Source organism: Streptomyces sp. NPDC086549, from assembly GCF_044746205.1.
GTDB lineage: Bacteria > Actinomycetota > Actinomycetes > Streptomycetales > Streptomycetaceae > Streptomyces.
Genome location: NZ_JBIVBS010000002.1, coordinates 58,892 through 76,982, shown reverse-complemented (window position 1 = coordinate 76,982; position 18,091 = coordinate 58,892). Strand labels below are relative to the sequence as shown.

General features: G+C 71.7%; 14 protein-coding genes. 5 read left to right on the top strand and 9 right to left on the bottom strand.

All coding sequences use genetic code 11. The features are described from left to right. Positions 1 to 57: 57 nt before the first annotated feature. Positions 58 to 2,559, top strand: coding sequence for an ATP-binding protein (locus ACIPSA_RS07000; protein ID WP_402629718.1), 2,502 nt, complete (start codon positions 58 to 60; stop codon positions 2,557 to 2,559). A gap of 74 nt (positions 2,560 to 2,633) precedes the next feature. Here the strand turns inward: ACIPSA_RS07000 and nucS are convergent, their stop codons facing one another. Then, on the bottom strand, positions 2,634 to 3,305 hold the full coding sequence (nucS, locus tag ACIPSA_RS06995; RefSeq protein WP_402629715.1) for an endonuclease NucS: 672 nt from the start codon (positions 3,303 to 3,305) through the stop codon (positions 2,634 to 2,636). A gap of 298 nt (positions 3,306 to 3,603) precedes the next feature. Between nucS and ACIPSA_RS06990 the strand changes: the two genes are divergently transcribed. Continuing rightward, on the top strand, positions 3,604 to 3,996 hold the full coding sequence (locus ACIPSA_RS06990) for an SCO5389 family protein (RefSeq protein WP_402629712.1): 393 nt from the start codon (positions 3,604 to 3,606) through the stop codon (positions 3,994 to 3,996). 130 nt (positions 3,997 to 4,126) lie between these two features. Here the strand turns inward: ACIPSA_RS06990 and ACIPSA_RS06985 are convergent, their stop codons facing one another. After that, entirely contained in the window at positions 4,127 to 5,155 is a 1,029-nt protein-coding gene (locus ACIPSA_RS06985; RefSeq protein WP_402629709.1) for an LLM class flavin-dependent oxidoreductase, read from the bottom strand. Positions 5,156 to 5,379: 224 nt separating this feature from the next. On the opposite strand from ACIPSA_RS06985, the gene ACIPSA_RS06980 reads away from it, so the two are divergent. Beyond that, complete coding sequence (locus ACIPSA_RS06980) at positions 5,380 to 5,721, top strand: ATP/GTP-binding protein (RefSeq protein ID WP_402629707.1); 342 nt, start codon at positions 5,380 to 5,382, stop codon at positions 5,719 to 5,721. Between the two features lie 40 nt (positions 5,722 to 5,761). Here the strand turns inward: ACIPSA_RS06980 and ACIPSA_RS06975 are convergent, their stop codons facing one another. The 7 genes from ACIPSA_RS06975 to mce form a co-directional block, all read right to left on the bottom strand. Beyond that, complete coding sequence (locus ACIPSA_RS06975; RefSeq protein ID WP_402629705.1) at positions 5,762 to 6,643, bottom strand: ABC transporter permease; 882 nt, start codon at positions 6,641 to 6,643, stop codon at positions 5,762 to 5,764. Then, positions 6,640 to 7,971 (bottom strand): ABC transporter ATP-binding protein, encoded by a 1,332-nt coding sequence (locus ACIPSA_RS06970; protein WP_402629703.1) that lies wholly within the window; start codon positions 7,969 to 7,971, stop codon positions 6,640 to 6,642. The genes ACIPSA_RS06975 and ACIPSA_RS06970 overlap by 4 nt, the downstream gene beginning before the upstream one ends. A gap of 137 nt (positions 7,972 to 8,108) precedes the next feature. Beyond that, positions 8,109 to 8,879 (bottom strand): ABC transporter permease, encoded by a 771-nt coding sequence (locus ACIPSA_RS06965; protein WP_402629700.1) that lies wholly within the window; start codon positions 8,877 to 8,879, stop codon positions 8,109 to 8,111. Between the two features lie 3 nt (positions 8,880 to 8,882). Further along, complete coding sequence (locus ACIPSA_RS06960; protein ID WP_402629697.1) at positions 8,883 to 9,839, bottom strand: ABC transporter ATP-binding protein; 957 nt, start codon at positions 9,837 to 9,839, stop codon at positions 8,883 to 8,885. A gap of 77 nt (positions 9,840 to 9,916) precedes the next feature. Further along, on the bottom strand, positions 9,917 to 10,852 hold the full coding sequence (locus tag ACIPSA_RS06955) for a cellulose-binding protein (protein ID WP_352224681.1): 936 nt from the start codon (positions 10,850 to 10,852) through the stop codon (positions 9,917 to 9,919). A 184-nt stretch (positions 10,853 to 11,036) separates the two neighbouring features. Then, positions 11,037 to 14,885, bottom strand: a complete 3,849-nt coding sequence (gene scy / locus ACIPSA_RS06950; RefSeq protein ID WP_402629694.1) for a polarized growth protein Scy — start codon at positions 14,883 to 14,885, stop codon at positions 11,037 to 11,039. A 211-nt stretch (positions 14,886 to 15,096) separates the two neighbouring features. Further along, positions 15,097 to 15,537 (bottom strand): methylmalonyl-CoA epimerase, encoded by a 441-nt coding sequence (mce, locus tag ACIPSA_RS06945; RefSeq protein WP_402629691.1) that lies wholly within the window; start codon positions 15,535 to 15,537, stop codon positions 15,097 to 15,099. A gap of 149 nt (positions 15,538 to 15,686) precedes the next feature. On the opposite strand from mce, the gene ACIPSA_RS06940 reads away from it, so the two are divergent. After that, the gene (locus ACIPSA_RS06940; protein ID WP_402629689.1) at positions 15,687 to 16,889 is read left to right on the top strand and encodes an acetyl-CoA C-acetyltransferase; all 1,203 of its coding nucleotides are present in this window, start codon (positions 15,687 to 15,689) and stop codon (positions 16,887 to 16,889) included. A gap of 50 nt (positions 16,890 to 16,939) precedes the next feature. Then, positions 16,940 to 17,896, top strand: a complete 957-nt coding sequence (gene meaB, locus ACIPSA_RS06935; protein ID WP_402629686.1) for a methylmalonyl Co-A mutase-associated GTPase MeaB — start codon at positions 16,940 to 16,942, stop codon at positions 17,894 to 17,896. Positions 17,897 to 18,091: the final 195 nt, after the last annotated feature.

The following is an 18,091-nucleotide window of genomic DNA, read 5'->3' as shown; positions in this document are numbered from 1 at the left end:
GGCCGGGAGGGGCCGGACACGGGCACGCACACGACGCTTTTGGGGGGCTAGGAACCTATGGACCCGATCGACCGGGGACCCGAAGGATACGGCCAGGACGGTGACGGCAGCACGCCGCGCCAGCGCCCGCCCCGGGAATCCCTCACATCAGACTTCGGCACGAGCACACCCGCACTCGCCCGCACGGTACAGCTCGTCTCGGGCGACCTCCTGCTGACCGTCAACCCCGTTGACGGCAGCGAGATCGAGGCCTGCCCGCCGACCGAGCGGCCCGGCCGGCCCGAGAAGTTCACCGAGGCCGAGCGTGCCGAGACCGAGCGCGCCGCCCGGCCGCCCGTCCCGCCGGGACCCGCGCAGCTCGCGCTGCCGCTCCTGGAACGCCAGGACGAGCGCGAGAGCCTGGTGCGGCTGCTCGCCCGCGGCCGCTCCGTGCGTCTCACGGGCCCGGCCGGTTCGGGTCGTACCGCCCTCCTCGACCTCGTCGCCGACGACTGCTCGGACCTCGCCCCCGACGGCGTGGTCCGCCTCACCGGCTTCCACCGCACGGCGAGCGAGCTGCTGTACGAGCTGTTCTACGCCGTCTTCAACGCCCCCCTGCACCGTCCGGATCGCGACGAACTGCGCGAACTGGTCAGGGAGATCGGCGCGGTCGTCGTCCTCGACGACGTCGAGTTCGGCGGTGCCGCACTCGACGAGCTCATCGACGCCACCCCCGAGTGCGCCTTCCTGATCAGCGCCACTCCGGACGTGCCCGCGCCGTCCTCCGGCTCCGCGATCGAGGAGGTCTTCCTCGGCGGCCTGGACCGTGCCACGTGCGTGGACCTGCTGGAGCGCGCCGTCGGCCGCGTCCTCACCGAGGAGGAGGCCAACTGGGCCGGCGACCTCTGGTTCGAGTCCGAGGGCCTGCCCCTGCGCTTCGTCCAGGCCGGGGCGCTGCTGCGGCAGCGCGACCGGCTGCGGGCCGGCGCCGGCGCGGTCGACTTGATGGGGGTCTTCGAGGACGTACGGCTCCCGGTCGACGCCCCCGTCGACGCGGAACCCGTCGCCGAGGAGGAGGTGCCCCTGCCGTCCCTCGGCGAGGCCGCCGCGCCCGCGCCGCTGATCGCCTCGCGGCTGGGCGCCTCCGCGCGCGCCGCCCTGCGGTTCGCCGTCGCCCTCGACGGCGAGGTGCCGCACCAGGCCCATCTGCCCGCCCTGGTCGGCGACACCCACGCGGACGCCGCGCTGGGCGAACTGGCCGCCGGCGGGCTGGTCTCGCCGGTCGGCTCCCGCTACCGCCTCGCGGCCGGAGTGCAGGCCCAGCTGGAGGCCGCCGGATACGCCGACGACGTCGCCGGTGCCGCCCTCGCCGCCGCCCAGCACTACTCGTGGTGGGCCGGACATCCCTCCGTCACCCCCGAGCGGGTGTGCGCCGAGGCCGACGCCGTGCTCACCGCACTGGGCCTTGTGGTGCCCGAGACGACGCCGCCGGCCGAGGGTGCGGAGAGCACCGCCGTACAGCTGGCCCGCGCGGCCGCCCCGGCCTTCGCCGCGGGCCTCCACTGGAGCGCCTGGGACCGGGCGCTGCACCTCGGCTCCGAGGCCTCCCGGCTGGCCGACGAGGTCCCCGAACAGGCCTACTTCCACCATGAGTTGGGCATCCTCGCGCTCTGCGGCGGACAGCTCGACCAGGCCCGCACGGAGCTGGAGGCCGCCACCGGCCTGCGCGGCGCCCTCACGGACAAGCGCGGCACCGTCGCCGGCCGTCGCGCGCTCGCCCTGGTAGCGGACCGCGCGGGCGACGTGCCCGGGGTGGGGGCCACGGCGGGCGAGGAGGTGCCCGACGCGCGCCACGAGGAGTCGGCGTCGCCTCCGGGCGGGGTCCCCGCGGCCTTCCTGCCCCCGCTGCCGCCCGGCGGCGACACGCTGGTGACCCGTCAGGCCCCGGCCCCGGCGCCGAAGCCCCAGGGCGGCGGCATCCGGCGTCTGGCCCGGCGCAACCTCGTCGCGGCCGGTTCCGGCGCGCTGCTCGCCGCCGTGCTCGGCACGGTGGTCACGCTCGGCATGACGTCCCACGACAGTGCCGACGACCCGTCGAACAACGTGAGCGTCAACCCGTCGGCCAGCCAGGGCACCGACGACGGCAGCCTCGGTGCGGACCCGAACGAGGGCAGCGGGAGCAAGGGCGACACGGGCACGGCCACCAGCCGCCCGACGGACCCGGGCCCCGACGGCACGTTGGGCACGTCGGACGACCCGGCACCTCCGTCGGACACCGCCGAGCCGTCGGACGACCCGAGCGGCACGAAGGGGTCGGGCGGCGGTTCGTCGAGCACGCCGACGACGAAGCCGCCGACGACCAAGCCGCCCACGACGAAGCCGCCCACGTCGCGTCCGCCGACGAACTCGTCGACGCCGACACCGACGCCGACCCCGTCGGTCACGCCCACACCGACACCGACCCCGTCGGCGACCCCGTCGACCTCGGACACCGCCAGCGGCCCCGCCTCCAGTGCCCCCGCCGCGTCCAGCAGTTCGGCGGGCGCGCCGGGGAGCAGCGGTTCCGGTTCGGTGATCTGAGTCGCGTACGGCACGTGAGGGCCGGGTCCTCGTCAGGACCCGGCCCTCACCGTCGTACGTACCGCGGCCGCTCCTCAGAACAGCCGCAGCTTGTCGTCCTCGATGCCCCTGAGCGCGTTGTAGTCGAGGACCTGGCAGCCGATACCCCGGTCGGTGGCGAGGACGCGGGCCTGGGGCTTGATCTCCTGGGCGGCGAAGACACCGCGCACCGGGGCGAGATGGGGATCGCGGTTCAACAGCTCCAGATAGCGCGTGAGCTGCTCCACGCCGTCGATCTCGCCGCGCCGCTTGATCTCGACCGCGACGGTCTGCCCCTCGGCGTCCCGGCACAGGATGTCGACCGGGCCGATGGCGGTCATGTACTCGCGGCGGATCAGGGTGTAGCCGTCGCCGAGGGTTTCGATGCGGTCGGCGAGCAGCTCCTGGAGGTGCGCTTCCACGCCGTCCTTGATCAGGCCGGGGTCCACGCCGAGTTCGTGCGAGGAGTCGTGGAGGATCTCCTCCATCGTGATGATGAGCTTCTCGCCCGCCTTGTTGATGACGGTCCAGACGCCCTCCTCGTCGCCGGACCCCTCCTTCAGCGTGCAGGGCGGCGACATCCAGTTGAGGGGCTTGTAGGCCCGGTCGTCCGCGTGGATCGAGACGCTGCCGTCCGCCTTGACCAGGATCAGGCGGGGGGCCGAGGGGAGGTGGGCGGTGAGCCGGCCGGCGTAGTCGACCGAGCACCGGGCAATGACGAGACGCATGGTCGGCAACGCTACTCGACGTCCCGCCCCTCCCGCGATTCGCCCACCCGTCTCCCGCCACCACCCTCAATCGAGACCCTTCGGGTCGCCCCTTTTGCTTTGGAAACTGGTGTTCATCCTTGGCCGATTGTGTGCCTAAAGGGACCGGCGCATGTACGCATTCTTCTGGTGCGGTCACCGTCCGTTGCCTACCGTAGTAAACGGGAGGTCGCGATGTATGTACTCAGAGTGTTCGATATCGCGAACTCCCTTACCTGTCCGGCAACCCCTGCTCTTCGGGGGTGCGAGAGGAGAACCCATGTCGCTCGACGTCTCACCGGCCCTACTCGAACAGGCCGAGCGAGGCGAGGTCGACGAAGCTGCCTTCGTCGACTGCGTCCGGACCTCCCTGCCCTACGCATGGGAGATGATCAGCTCCCTGGTGGCCCAGCTGAAGGTGGACGGCGGAGAATTCGCCGACAACCAGACGCCCCCGCCGGACGAGCAGGCACGGGGCCAGCTCTTGCGCGCGCTCGCGAGTGACGCCATCCGCGGTGCGCTGCAACGGCACTTCGGTGTGCGGCTGGCCTTCCAGAACTGCCACCGGGTGGCGGTGTTTCCGCTGGACGCCTCGGTCGACGAGACGCTGGCCCGCTTCACCTCGGTGCGCAATCAGCTGCTGAACCAGTCCCCGGAGCTGCGGGACTGCTGACACGGAGCTCCGGGACTGCTGACACAGTGACCCGCTTGCTTGCCGCTCCACACGCGGGAGGTGCAATCAGTACAGGGGCGGCAAGCTCCCCGCGCGGCAGAAGCGTCGACCGGCACGGCGCAGGGTCCGCTCAGCGGAGCTGCGGGAGCACCTCCGCACCCAGCCGTCGTAGGTTCTCCTCTGTCGCCGCCAGGTCTCCGGAACCCTCGACAAGGAGCGCGAAGCGGTTGATTCCGGTCCGCTCCGAGGTCGCCGTGAGCCGGTCGACGCACAGGCGGGGGGTGCCCACCGGGTGCAGTCCGCAGAGCAGTTCCGTGTACGCCAGCGGGTCGCGCATCGCGCGCTTGCGTCCGTCCACCGTCACATGGGCCTCCAGGCCCTGCCTCAGCCAGCCCGGCATCGCCTTGAGCAACGTCTCCGCCGCGTCGGTGCGCCGGTCCGCGATCTGGCAGACGCCCGCCGAGACATGGGCGGCGCCGACGATCTCGTCCGCCGGCCGTCCCGCCGCGCGCGCGTACTCCCGCCACAAGGCCACCATCTCGGCCTTCTCCTCGTCCCCGACGTGCATCCCGAGCAGCATCGGCAGCCCGTGCTCAGCCGCCAGTCGCACGCTCGCCGAGGAGGTGCAGGCGACGACGACCTCGGGTCCCGGGGTGTCCGTCAGCGCCTCCGAGGGCCGGGGCACGACGGGGACCTCACGGAAGGAGAACCGTTCCCCCGCGGCCGCAACCGCCGGTTCGCGCAGCCAGCGAACCAGTAGATCGAGTGACTCCGGGAACCCCTGCTCGTACGCCCCCAGGCCCGAGCCGAACACCTCCAGGTCCACCCACGGCCCGCCGCGCCCCACGCCCAGCGTGAAGCGCCCCCCGCTCGTCACGTGCAGCAGCGCGGCCTGCTCGCCGAGGGCGACCGGGTGGACGGTGGACAGTACGCTGACCGCCGTGCCGACCCGGATGCGGTGGGTGCGGCCCAGCAGCAGGGCGGCCAGGGTGACCGCCGACGGGCACGTGCCGTACGGCACGAAGTGGTGTTCGCCGAGCCAGACGGCGTCGAGCCCCGCTTCCTCGGCAACCTCCGCCGAGCGGACCGCCCGGTGCAGAGCCTCCCCCTGGCCCTGGCCCGGGAACTGGGCCGCCAGCACAAAACTTCCGACGTGCATGGTTCTTTTCCTGCTTCCTTGGCTCCGACGCGGAGCTCCCCCACCCGGCATAACCGTCCGACACGTGCCGAGGACACGGCCTGGCGAAGAGATTTGCGGATTGTCTGCAGAACGGCTCGTTCTGGAGGGGGACTTGTGCGGGTTGGCGCCCTACGCGTACCCCCCTGCGCGCCGCGTAGGCTGGACACAGCCCGCGCATCCTGTATAGCCCCGAGAGGTGTCCCGTGTCCCCGCGTCGCAATCGTCCCCAGGCCGGCAAGGGCGCTGTTCCGTCCGGCCGGAGCGCCGAGGACGACCGCGCCGACCGTTACGGCGGCTGGCAGTCCACGGAGAGCTGGCAGGGGGAGGAGTGGAACGTGCGCCATGTGGCCGGGGCGAGCACGCAGGGCAAGACGTACCGCTGCCCCGGCTGCGACCAGGTGATCTCCTCCGGTGTCCCGCACGTCGTGGCTTGGCCGGACCACTCGGGCGTCGACGACCGCCGCCACTGGCACAAGGCGTGCTGGAACGCGAAGGACCGCCGCACCACGCGGGTGCAGCGGTCCCGTAACGCGCCGAGATTCTGAGTTTCGTAGGAGCAGCTTCGTACGAGCTACTTGGTGCGAGCTAGACGTCCCGCTGCTGCAGCAGCGCGTAGGCCCCCGCGAAGGCTGCCGCCGTCACGCCCAGCACGATCCACAGCGGGTCCCAGCCGGACGGGCCGGACTCGCTGAGGGAGTTGGAGTAGAAGACGCTCAGCTGGTTCGGGATCGAGTACTCGAGCAGGGCCGTGCGCACGCTCTCCAGCGACGACGAGAACATGAACAGCGCGATCACCAGCGGGGCGAGCAAAAAGCCGATCATGATCGTGATGGCGCCCGCCGAGTGCCGGATGATCGAGCCGACGAGGAGCGAGAGCAGTCCGAGCAGGGCGATGTAGAGGCTGACACCGACGGTGCCCTTCAGCCACTCCCCGCCGGACGGGGTCCGCGCGCCGTTCCCCTCCAGCATGGACGCCTGCACCATGGCGACGAACGACGCGGCCGCGAGCGTGACCACGAAGGCGACGAGGAAGAACACGATCGCCTTGGCCGCGAGCACCCGCCCCCGGCTGGGGCAGGCGGTCATCGTCGTACGGATCATTCCGGTGCCGTACTCCGACGCCGTGGTCAGCACGCCGAGCGTGATGATGCACATGCTGCCCAGCAGCAGCCCGAAGAAGCCGAGGCCCAGCGGGCTCTCGCCGGACATGTCCGAGGACTCGGAGTTGCTGACCACGGCACCGGCGAGGAGGCCTATGCCGACGACGAGGAGAACGAACACGCCGAGCGTCCACATCGTCGAGCGCACCGACTTGATCTTCGTCCACTCGGAGGCCAGCGCATGTCCGAGGTGCGTGCGCACCACGGGGATCGGCGAGGTGTAGCCGGGGTACGGTCCGCCGGGCGCCGCCTGCCAGTTCGGCGCGGCCGCGGGTGCCTGCGGCATCGGGGGCTGGTGGGTGCTCATCGGGCGTCCTCGGGCTTGGTCAGGTCGGCGGGGGCGGCGGTGGCGGTCGGCTGCGGTGACGATTCGGCAGCGGGGGCCGGGGCCTCGGGCGTCGGCTGGGCGGACGGCTGCGGGGGCGCGGCCGGGGCCGCGGCGGGCTGGGCCGGGGCCTGGTCCTGGGGCGCGCTCGGGGCGGGCTGCGCGTACGGGTTCGGCTGTCCGGTGCCGGGGGCACCGGCGGGAGCGCCGTACGGGCTGGGGGCGCCCGGACCGCCGTACGGTCCCGCGGGTGCTCCGCCCTGCGCGGCGAACGGCTGGCCACCCTGCTGGGGCGGCGGTGGGGCGTACCAGCCCGGCTGGCCCTGGCCCGGCACCGGCATCGGCGGCTGGGCACCGGGCGGCAGGAGCTGCTGGAGACCGGCCTTCTGGTCGACGGTCGAGCGGTAGTCCACGGCGCCCTGCGTCATCCGCATGTACGCCTCCTCCAGGGAGGCCTGGTGCGGCGACAGCTCCCACAGGCGTACGTCGGCCTCGTGCGCCAGGTCGCTGATGCGGGGGAGCGGCAGTCCCGTGACCCGCAGCGCGCCGTCCTGCTCCGGCAGCACATGGCCGCCCGCCTCGGTGAGCGCGGACGTCAGCTTCTCGCGCAGCTGCGGCTCGGTGTCGGGCGTCCGGACGCGCGCGAAGTCGGCGGAGTTGGCCGAGATGAAGTCCCTCACGCTCATGTCGGCGAGCAGCTGACCGCGCCCGATGACGATGAGGTGGTCGGCGGTCAGGGCCATCTCGCTCATGAGGTGGCTGGAGACGAAGACCGTCCGCCCCTCCGCCGCGAGCGCCCTCATCAGGTTCCGGACCCAGAGGATGCCCTCGGGGTCGAGGCCGTTGACCGGCTCGTCGAACAGCAGCACCTGCGGGTCGCCGAGCAGCGCGGCGGCGATGCCGAGCCGCTGCCCCATGCCGAGGGAGAAGCCCTTGGAACGCTTCTTCGCCACGTCCTGCAGGCCGACGACCCCGAGCACCTCGTCCACCCGCCGGGCCGGGATGCCCGACAGCTGGGCCAGGCACAGCAGGTGGTTGCGGGCGTGCCGGCCGCCGTGCACGGCCTTGGCGTCGAGCAGCGCGCCGACCTGGCGCGGGGCGTTGGGCAGCTTGCGGTACGGGTAGCCGCCGATCGTCACCGTCCCGGCGGTGGGGTTGTCCAGACCGAGGATCATCCGCATGGTCGTCGACTTGCCCGAGCCGTTCGGCCCGAGGAAGCCGGTAACGGCTCCGGGCCGCACCTGGAAGGAAAGGTTGTACACGGCGGTCTTGTCGCCGTATCGCTTGGTCAGGCCGACAGCCTCGATCATGCTCCGCACCCATCGAAAGGATCAGGACAGCAGGGCAGACGCCCCCGTAAGGGTTAGGAGGATATCCGGGCGCTGACGGTTCCGCCCAAGGGGAGGTAAAAGGTCAGGCATCAGGCCACGCACCAGGTCACGCGAGGTCACGCGTCCCGTTTCCGCAGCAGCGCGTATCCGCCCGCGATCGCCGCGACCACCCACAGCCCTATGATCCCGAGCCCGCCCCAGGGGCCGTACGGGGTGTCGTCGTCGACCCGCGGGATCACCTGCATGATCCGGCTGCCGGCCTGGTCGGGCAGGAACCGGCCGATCTTCTTCGTGGCGTCGACGTTGCCGAGGATGTTGGAGATCAGGAAGAAGAACGGCATCAGGATGCCGAGCGACAGCATCGGCGAGCGCAGCATCGTGGCGACACCCATCGAGAACATCGCGATGAGGGTCATGTAGAGGCCGCCGCCGATGACCGCCCGCAGCACCCCGGGGTCGCCGATCTCCGTCCGGTGGGAGCCGAGCATCGCCTGCCCGAGGAAGAACGCGGCGAAGCTGGTGACCATGCCGACGGCGAGCGAGAGCCCGGTCGCCACCGCGATCTTGCTGAACAGGAAGGTGCCGCGCTGCGGCACGGCGGACAGCGAGCTGCGGATCATGCCGGTGCTGTACTCGTTCGACACGACGAGCACTCCGAACACGATCATGGCGAGCTGTCCGAGGGTCATGCCCGCGAAGCTGATGTAGGTGGGGTCGAAGGAGAGCCGTTCACGGACGGGCATCCGGTCGAACTGGCTCCTCGACAGCGCCGCGATCAGCATGCCGAGGGCGACGGTGACGACCACGGCGAGGGACAGCGTCCACACGGTGGACGCGACGGACCGGATCTTCGTCCACTCGGACCGGACGACGTGCGTGACCACCACGGCTCAGGCCTCCTTCCAGCCGGCGCCCCAGCCCTGTCGGACCGGGCCGCCGGTGTCGGCGTGCGCGTGGTACTCCACCGACTCCGCCGTCAGTCGCATGAACGCCTCCTCCAGTGAGGCCTGCTGCGGGCTCAGCTCGTGCAGCACGATCCCGCCCCGCGCGCACAGCTCGCCGATCTGCTCGGCCTTGCCGCCGTCCACTTCCAGTGCGCCGCTGCCGGACTCGACGACCGTGATCCCGGCCCCGTGCAGCACGTCGAGCAGCCGTTCGCGCTGCGGGGTGCGGATCCGGACGAACGAGCGCGAGTTCTGCCGGATGAAGTCGGCCATGGAGGTGTCGGCGAGCAGCCGCCCCTGCCCGATGACGACGAGGTGCTCGGCGGTCAACGCCATCTCGCTCATGAGGTGACTGGACACGAACACGGTCCGTCCCTGCGCGGCCAGCGATTTCATCAGGTTCCGGATCCAGTGGATCCCCTCGGGGTCGAGCCCGTTGACCGGCTCGTCGAACATCAGGATCCGCGGATCACCGAGCAGCGCCGCCGCGATCCCGAGCCGCTGCCCCATCCCCAGCGAGAACCCCTTGGCCTTCTTCCGCGCCACCGCCGTGAGCCCGACGGTGTCCAGCACCTCGTGCACCCGGCTCTTCGGGATCCCGTTGCTCTGCGCGAGGCACAGCAGATGGTTGAAGGCGCTCCGCCCGCCGTGCACGCCCTTCGCCTCCAGCAGCGCCCCGATGTACGTCAGCGGGTCCTTCAACTGGTCGTAGTGCCTGCCGTCGATCCGGACGTCGCCGGCGGTGGGGTGGTCGAGCCCGAGGATCATCCGCATGGTCGTGGACTTCCCGGCCCCGTTGGGTCCGAGAAACCCCGTGACGACGCCCGGCGTCACACCGAAGGTGAGATGGTCCACCGCCAGCTTCTCGCCGTACCGCTTGGTCAGCCCCTTCAGCTCGATCATGCGGCCACGCTAAGACGGGACGAAGCCCCCTGCCACCGGAGCGGCAGGGGGCTTCGTCCGCGTGCTGGTCCCAGGTGTTACCGGGACTGCTGGGCCGGGACACCCCGGGAGATCGGCTCGTCCTCGGCCGGCGAACCGGCGGCGGCCACCGCGGCGCCCGTGAGCGTGGCGAGCATCTCGCGGACGTTCGTCAGCTGGGCGTTGATGGAGTCGCGGCGGTTGGTCAGCGCGGCGAGCTCGCGCTCGGATTCCGAGCGGATCCGGTCGGCCTTGGCGTTGGCGTCGGCCACGATGTCCTCGGCCTGGCGCTGGGCCGTCTCGACCGTCTGACGGGCACGGCGCTCGGCGTCGGTGCGCAGCTTCTCGGCCTCCAGGCGCAGCTGCTCGGCGCGGTGCTCGATCTCCGCCAGGCGCTTCTCGGCCTTCTGCTGACGCGAGGCCAGGTCGCGCTCGGACTGCTCGCGGCGCTTGGCCAGGTTGGTCTCGAAGTCCGCGGCGGCCTGGGCGGCCTTGGCACGGGTCTCCTCGAAGAGGGCGTCGGCCTCCTCACGCTTGGACTGCGCGTCCTTCTGGGCCTCGGAACGCAGCTGCGAGGCGTCACTCTTGGCCTTCTCGACGATCCGGACGCCCTCGTCCTCGGCCTTGGACTTGCGCTCCGCGGCGAACGACTCCGCGTCGTTGCGGACCTGCTGCGCCGCCGACTCTGCGAGTTCGCGGTGCTGCTCGGCCGCGCGCCGGGCCTCCTCACGCAGATCCTTGGCCTCTTCCTCGGCGAGGCGGAGGATCTTCTCGACACGCGCGCCGAGACCGGCGTACGACGGCTCGGCGTCGCTTACCTGGGCCTGGGCGTTCTGCGTTTCGAGGTGGAGCTCTTCGATGCGCTTTTCCAGAGCGGTGATGCGGGCGAGAGCGCTGTCACGGTCGGAGACGAGCTTGGAGATCCGTTCGTCCACCTGAGCGCGGTCGTACCCACGCCGCACTAGCTCGAAGCCGTAGGGGGAAGTGTCGCTCATGGGGTTCCTGTCGAATGAGACCGGTGAGGTGATAGATGGAATCCTAGGGGCCGAAGCGGTGTGTCATCGAGCGGATACGTGTTTGATCTGGAGAATGACACCTCTTTTGAGTGGTCCACCTGTGGAGCGCTTGTCAACTGAATTGGACAAACGCCCCAGAAGGTGACGGAATCGACTGGTCTGGCTAGTCGTCCGAGGACTTGCCACCCGAACGAGGCGTTCCGATGGACGCTCCGGCCTTGACTCCGCCGTCCTTGCCCGCGCCCGGCGCCTCGAATGAGGTCAACGCCTCCAGCACGGTCTGGACACGGGCGATCTCGGCGTTGATGTCCTCGCGGCGGCGCACCAGGATCTCCAGTTCGCGCTTTCCTTCCTCGACCGTCCGCCTGGCCTCACGGATCGCCTCGGCCTTGAGCTCCTCGGCCTCCCTGACGAGCGTGGCCTTCTTCTGCTCGGCCTCCTTGAGCAGACCCTCGGCCTTCTTCACGGCGGCGATACGGACCTTGCCCGCCTCCGAGTTGGCCTCGGACACGATCTCCTTGGCCTTCGCCTGCGCCTTGGCGTGCTGCTCCTCGGCGGACTTGATGAGCGCGTCACAGCGGTCGCCGGTGGACTTCATGGTCTCGGCGGCCTCGCGGCGGGCCCGCTCGTGCAGCGCCTCGATCTCGCTCGTGATGCGGTCCCGCAGCTCCTCCGCCCGCTCCCTTATGGCGGTCGCGTCCCGGCGGGTGCCGACCAGCAGCTCGTCCGCGTCCGTGCGGGCCTTCTCCACCAGCCCGTTGCCCTCGACGGTCGCCTCGGAGACGAGCCGCTCGGCCTCGCTGCGGGCCGCGCCCACCATCGTGTCGGCCTGGGACTCCGCGTCCGCGGTGGTCTTCAGCGCCTGCTGCTGGGCCTCGGTGAGCAGCTTGTCCGCCTCGGCCGTGGTCTCCGTGATGAGCGTGTCGACCTGCTCGGCCGCCTCCGAACGCCGCTTGTTGGCATCCTTGCGGGCCTCGTCCAGCGTCCGCTCGGCCTCCTCGCGGGCGGAGCCCACCAGCCGCTCGGCCGCGTCCTCCGCGTCCGCCCTGAGCCGCTCGGACTCCATCCGGATCCGCTCGGAGTGCTGCTGCGCGGAGCCGACGGTCTCGGCGGCCTCGGCACGCAGCCGCTCGGCGTCACCGGTGGCGTCCGTGATCAGCTTCTCGGCCTTGGCGATGGCGTCCGCCCGGACCCGGTCGGCCTCCGCGATCGTCTCCGTCTGGAGCCGCTCCGCCTCGGCGCGTGCCTCGGTGATGAGCGTGTCCACCTGCGTCGCCGCGTCCGAGCGGATGCGGTTGGCGTCGTCGCGGGCGTCCGCCCGGGTGCGGGCCGCGTCCTGGTCGGCCTGCGCGATGGTGTCCGAGGCCTCCGTGCGCACCCGCTGGGCGTGCGCGGCCGCGTCCGAACGCAGCCGCTCGGACTCGGCGATCGCCTCCGTCGTCGTGCGCTCGGCGAGCGCCCTGGCCGCCTCGGACTCCTCCTGGGCCTCGCGCCGGACGCGGCTCGCGTCCTCGCTGGCCCGCTCCCGCTCGGCGTAGGCGTCGGCGCGGACCCGGTCCGCCTCCTCCTGAGCCTCCCGGCGCGTACGGTCCGCCGCGTGCTCGGCGGCGGAGCGCAGGCCGGTGATCTCCTCCTGCGCCTGCTCGTGCAGCCCGACGACCGAGTCCCGCACCTGCTGGGCATGCTGCTCGGCCGCCGACACCATCTCGGTGGCGCGCCGGTCGGCCTCCTCGACCAGCCGTACGGCCTCGGCCTGCGCGTCCTCCACCCGCTTGCGCGCGGAGGCCAGCAGCTCCTCGCTCTGCTCGCGGGCCCGCTCGCGCTCCTGGCCGGCCTCGTCGCGCGCGGCACCCAGGAGTTCCTCGGCCTCGCGGCGGCGCCGGGTGGCCTCCTCCTGGGCGGCGGCCAGCGTCTCGGACGCCTCGGTGCTCAGCCGCTCGGCGGCGGCCTGCGCCTCCGCCCGTACCCGGTCGGCGGTGTCCTGGGCTTCCGACTTCAGCCGCTCCGCCTCGGCCGCCGCCTCCGAACGCAGGCGTACGGCGATGATCTCGCCCTCCGCGCGGGACGCGGACGCGTCCCCCGCGGCCTCGGTGCGCAGCCGGTCGGCCTCCGCCTCCGCCTGCTGCTGGAGCGTACGGATCCGCTCGGCGGCCTCGCCGCGCAGCCGGTCGGTCTCCTCGGACGCCTCGCGACGGATGCGGGAGGCCTCGTCGCGGGCGTCGGACAGCGCCTGCTCGGCGGACGTGAGCCGGTCCTCGGCCTCGGTGTGCAGCCGGGTCAGTTCGTCGGCGGCCTCCGCGCGCCGGGCCTCGACCCCGCGCTCGGTCTCCTCGCGCAGCTCGCGCGCGGCCCGCTCGGCGTCCTCCTTGAGCGCCTCGGTCTGCTCATCGGCCTCCGCGCGGAGCTGCTCGGCCTCCTTACGGGTGCGCTCCAGCGTCTCCTCGGCCTGCCGGCGCAGCGCGGTGGCGCGCTCGATGGCCTCCGTACGGACCTTCTCGCTGTCCGTCGTGGCGCTCTGCCGCAGCTCGTCCGCGTCGGCCTTCGCCTTGGCCAGCAGCTCCTCGGCGGACTTGGCCGCCTCCTCGATCTGCTGGACGGCCTCGCGCCGGGCCTCGGCGCGGATGCCCTCGCCCTCCGCGACCGCGTCGGCCCGCAGCTGCTCGGCCTCGCCGCGCAGCCGACGGGCCTCCTCCTGCAGCTCGACCGTCTTGGCGCGGTACTCCTTGGTGTCGTCCTTGGCCGCGCCCTTGAGTTCCTCGGCGATGTCGTGCGCCTCGGCCCGCAGCCGGTCGGCCTCGGTCTCCGCCTCACGGCGGATCCGCTCGGCCTCCTCGGCGGCCGCCTTGGTGGTCTGCCGGGCCTCCTCCGAGGCCCTGTTGAGGACGTCCTCAGCGGTCTTCGCGGCCTTGCCCAGCTGGGAGGCCGCCTCCTCGGCGGTGACGCTGCGGGCCTTCTCACCGGCTTCGGCGAGGAGCTTCTCCGCCTCGGCGCGGGCGTCGGCGACGATCTGCTCGGCGTCCGCCTTGGTGGTCTCGGCCTCCTTCGTGGCCTCGCTGACCAGCCGGGCGACCTGCTCCTTCGCCGTCCGCGTGCGCTGCTCGTTGGCCGACTCGGCGCTCGCCAGAGCCTTGGCGGCGGCCTCCTTGGCCTCGGTGACCAGCTTCTCGGCCTCGGACTGCGCCTTGCGCAGCGACTCCTCGGCCTCGGCGATGCGCTGCTCGGCGGCCCGGCTCAGCTCGGTCGCCTGCCGGCGCGCGGTGTCCGACTCCGTCGCGGTGGAGCTGCGCAGCTGCTCGGCGTGGTCGGTGGCTTCCTGGGCCTGCGTCGACGCGGCGTTCAGCAGGCGCTCGGCGTCCGTGCGGGCGCGGCGCAGCAGCTGCTCGGCCTCGGCACGGGCGGCCTCGGCGTCATTCGTCAGCCGCTGCCGGGCCTCGTCGGTCAGCCGCTCGGCCTCGGCGCGCGCGGCGGCCATGGCCTGGTCGGCCTCCGCACGCGACTCGTCGAGCAGGCGCCGGGCCTGGGACTCCGTACGGGCCCGCAGCTGCTCCGCCCACGCCACGTTCTCGTTGACGTGCGACTCGACCGTCTGCCGGCGCTCGGCCAGCTCCTGGTCCAGCTGCTGGCGGCGGGCCACGGCCTCGGCGTGCAGCTCGGCCTGCAGGCGGGCGGCCTGCTCGGCGTGCTCCTGCAGGATGCGCTGGTTCTGCGCGCGGGCCTGGCTCAGCTCCCGCTCGGCCTCCATGCGCAGCTGATCTGCCTGCATCTGCGCGTTCCGCAGCAACTGCTCGGCTTGATAGCCGATGTCACCGCCGTCGAACGCGGGCCGGGACATGAGGGTGCGCCGCGCCTCGTGCAGCTTGGCGCGCAGCACCTCGACCTGGTAGCCGAGGTCCTCGGCATGCTGGATCGCCTTTTCCCGCTCGGTCTTCAGCCGCTTCATCTCGGCCTCGAACCGAGAGAGGTGGTCGACGTCAGCCGCCGGCTCTCGCTCCTGGCTCTCGTAGCCCCGCACTGCGCGGTCCCATCCGTCCCCTGGTAGCAGGCCTGTCCAAACGAGCTCCGTCCATCCGCCGAACGGGGCCCCCGGGGAATGGTGTCAGATCAACGGCGGAGCACGGGCTGCTGCCCCGACGCTCGTCCCCCGAAATCCGGACCCCGGCATGCGGTCACCCCGGACTTCCAGGGCGACCGCCCCCAACCCTACCGGCCCTTATGTACGAGGGTCAGTGCTCAGGCGACTCAACAGGTGCCGATGTGACCAGTTCTGTCAGTACACCGTGGCAATCCTTCGGGTGCAGGAAGGTGATCCGCGACCCCATGGAGCCGCGCCGGGGCTCCTCGTACAGAACGCGTACGCCCTTGTCGCGGATGTCCGCGGCGTCGGCGTCCACATCCGCCGTACCGAAGGCGATGTGGTGCACGCCCTCCCCGTTCTTCGCCAGCCACTTGGCGACCGTGGAGTCCTCACGGGTCGGTTCGAGCAGCTGGAGGTACGAGGCCCCGCCGTCGGACGTATCGTTGATCTTGAGCATGGCCTCGCGCACGCCCTGCTCCTCATTGACCTCGGAGTGGAAAACCTCGAAGCCGTACGTGGACCGGTAGAACTCGACGGTCGCGTCGAGGTCGTGGCAGGCGATCCCGATGTGGTCGATTCGCGTCAGCATGGATTCAGTGCAGCGCTCCGGAGGTGGTTACGCAACGTGCGCGCCATCACACTGAAGGGGCGGTGACGGGGTGGACTACCGCTCAGTACATTCGAAGTAAACCCTCGTTCACTCCTCAGCTTTGTGCAGCTGGAAGGGGATCGCACCTCATGTCAGGAACGAACAGCACGACCTCCGTCATCGTCGCGGGTGCCCGCACTCCGATGGGACGGTTGCTCGGCTCGCTCAAGTCTTTCTCCGGGGCCGATCTGGGCGGCTTCGCGATCAAGGCCGCCCTCGACCGTGCGGGGATCGGTGGCGACCAGGTGCAGTACGTGATCATGGGCCAGGTGCTGCAGGCCGGCGCGGGGCAGATCCCGGCGCGTCAGGCCGCGGTCAAGGCCGGCATCCCGATGAGCGTTCCGGCGCTCACGATCAACAAGGTGTGTCTGTCGGGCCTCGACGCGATCGCGCTCGCCGACCAGCTGATCCGCGCCGGCGAGTTCGACATCGTGGTCGCGGGCGGCCAGGAGTCCATGACCAACGCCCCCCACCTGCTCCCGAAGTCCCGCGAGGGCTTCAAGTACGGGGCGGTCGAGATGATCGACGCCATGGCGTACGACGGTCTGACCGACTCCTTCGAGGGCATCGCGATGGGCGAGTCCACGGAGAAGCACAACACGCGTCTGGGCATCAAGCGCCCCGAGCAGGACGAGATCGCCGCGCTCTCCCACCAGCGTGCCGCCGCCGCGCAGAAGAACGGCATCTTCGAGGCGGAGATCACTCCGGTCGAGATCCCGCAGCGCAAGGGTGAGCCGGTCCTCTTCAGCAAGGACGAGGGCATCCGCGGCGACACCACCGTGGAGTCCCTGGGCAAGCTGCGCCCGGCGTTCACCCGGGACGGCACGATCACCGCCGGCACCGCCTCGCAGATCTCGGACGGCGCCGCCGCCGTGGTCGTGATGAGCAAGGCCAAGGCCCAGGAGCTCGGCCTGGAGTGGATCGCGGAGATCGGCGCCCACGGCAACGTGGCCGGCCCGGACAACTCCCTGCAGTCCCAGCCCTCCAACGCCATCCTGCACGCCCTCAAGAAGGAGGGCCTGGAGGTCTCCGACCTGGACCTCATCGAGATCAACGAGGCCTTCGCCGCGGTCGCGGTCCAGTCAATGAAGGACCTCGGGGTGTCCACGGAAAAGGTGAACGTCAACGGCGGCGCCATCGCGCTGGGGCACCCGATCGGCATGTCCGGCGCCCGTCTGGTGCTGCACCTGGCGCTGGAGCTGAAGCGGCGTGGCGGTGGTGTCGGCGCGGCCGCGCTGTGCGGTGGCGGCGGCCAGGGTGACGCGCTGATCGTGCGGGTGGCCAAGGCCTGAGTCCCCGTACGGCACGCAAACGGTACGTCTCGTAAGCGAACGGAGCTGTGATGCAGGACGTCTCCTCTCTGGTGGCCCAGGCCAGGGAAGGCCGGCCGCGGGCCGTGGCCCGGCTGATCTCCTTGGTGGAGGGGGCGTCCCCGCAGCTCAGGGAGGTCATGGCGGCGCTGGCCCCGCTGACGGGCAATGCGTATGTGGTCGGTCTGACGGGGTCCCCGGGGGTGGGTAAATCCACCTCCACGTCCGCGCTGGTGACCGCGTACCGCAAACAGGGCAAACGGGTCGGCGTCCTGGCCGTCGACCCGTCGTCCCCCTTCTCCGGCGGGGCCCTGCTCGGTGACCGCGTCCGCATGTCGGACCACGCCTCCGACCCCGGCGTCTACATCCGCTCGATGGCCACCCGTGGTCATCTGGGCGGCCTGGCCTGGTCGGCGCCGCAGGCGATCCGCGTGCTGGACGCGGCGGGCTGCGACGTGATCCTGGTCGAGACGGTGGGCGTCGGCCAGTCGGAGGTCGAGATCGCCTCCCAGGCGGACACCTCGGTCGTCCTCCTCGCCCCCGGAATGGGCGACGGCATCCAAGCCGCCAAAGCGGGAATCCTGGAGATCGGCGACGTGTACGTCGTCAACAAGGCCGACCGGGACGGTGCCGACGCCACGGCCCGCGAACTGAACCACATGCTCGGGCTGGGCGAGGCCCGCGGCCCCGGCGACTGGCGCCCGCCCATCGTCAAGACGGTCGCCGCCCGCGCCGAGGGCATCGACGAGGTCGTGGAGGCCCTGGAGAAGCATCGCGCGTGGATGGAGGAGCACGGCGTCCTGGCCGAGCGCCGCCTCGCCCGCGCCTCCCGCGAGGTGGAGACGATCGCGGTCACGGCCCTCCGTGAACGCATCGGCGACCTCCACGGCGACCGCCACCTGGGCGCCCTGGCGGAACGAGTCGTCGCGGGTGAACTGGACCCGTACCGAGCGGCGGACGAACTGGTGTCGAGCCTGACGGAGTCCTGACCGCGCCGGTCTGATCCCGGCCGCGTCGTGCCGCACGGCTGGGCCGACGAGGCCGGTGTCAGGGGCGGAGCCCCGTGGCGTCGGGCCCTCGGGCGACCGAGTCCGGCGGGCGGGTGGGAAACGGGGGTCCGGGGGCGGAGCCCCCAGGTCGGCACCGCGGCCCACGGTGCCCGAAAACCCAGGTCGCCCCTGGCG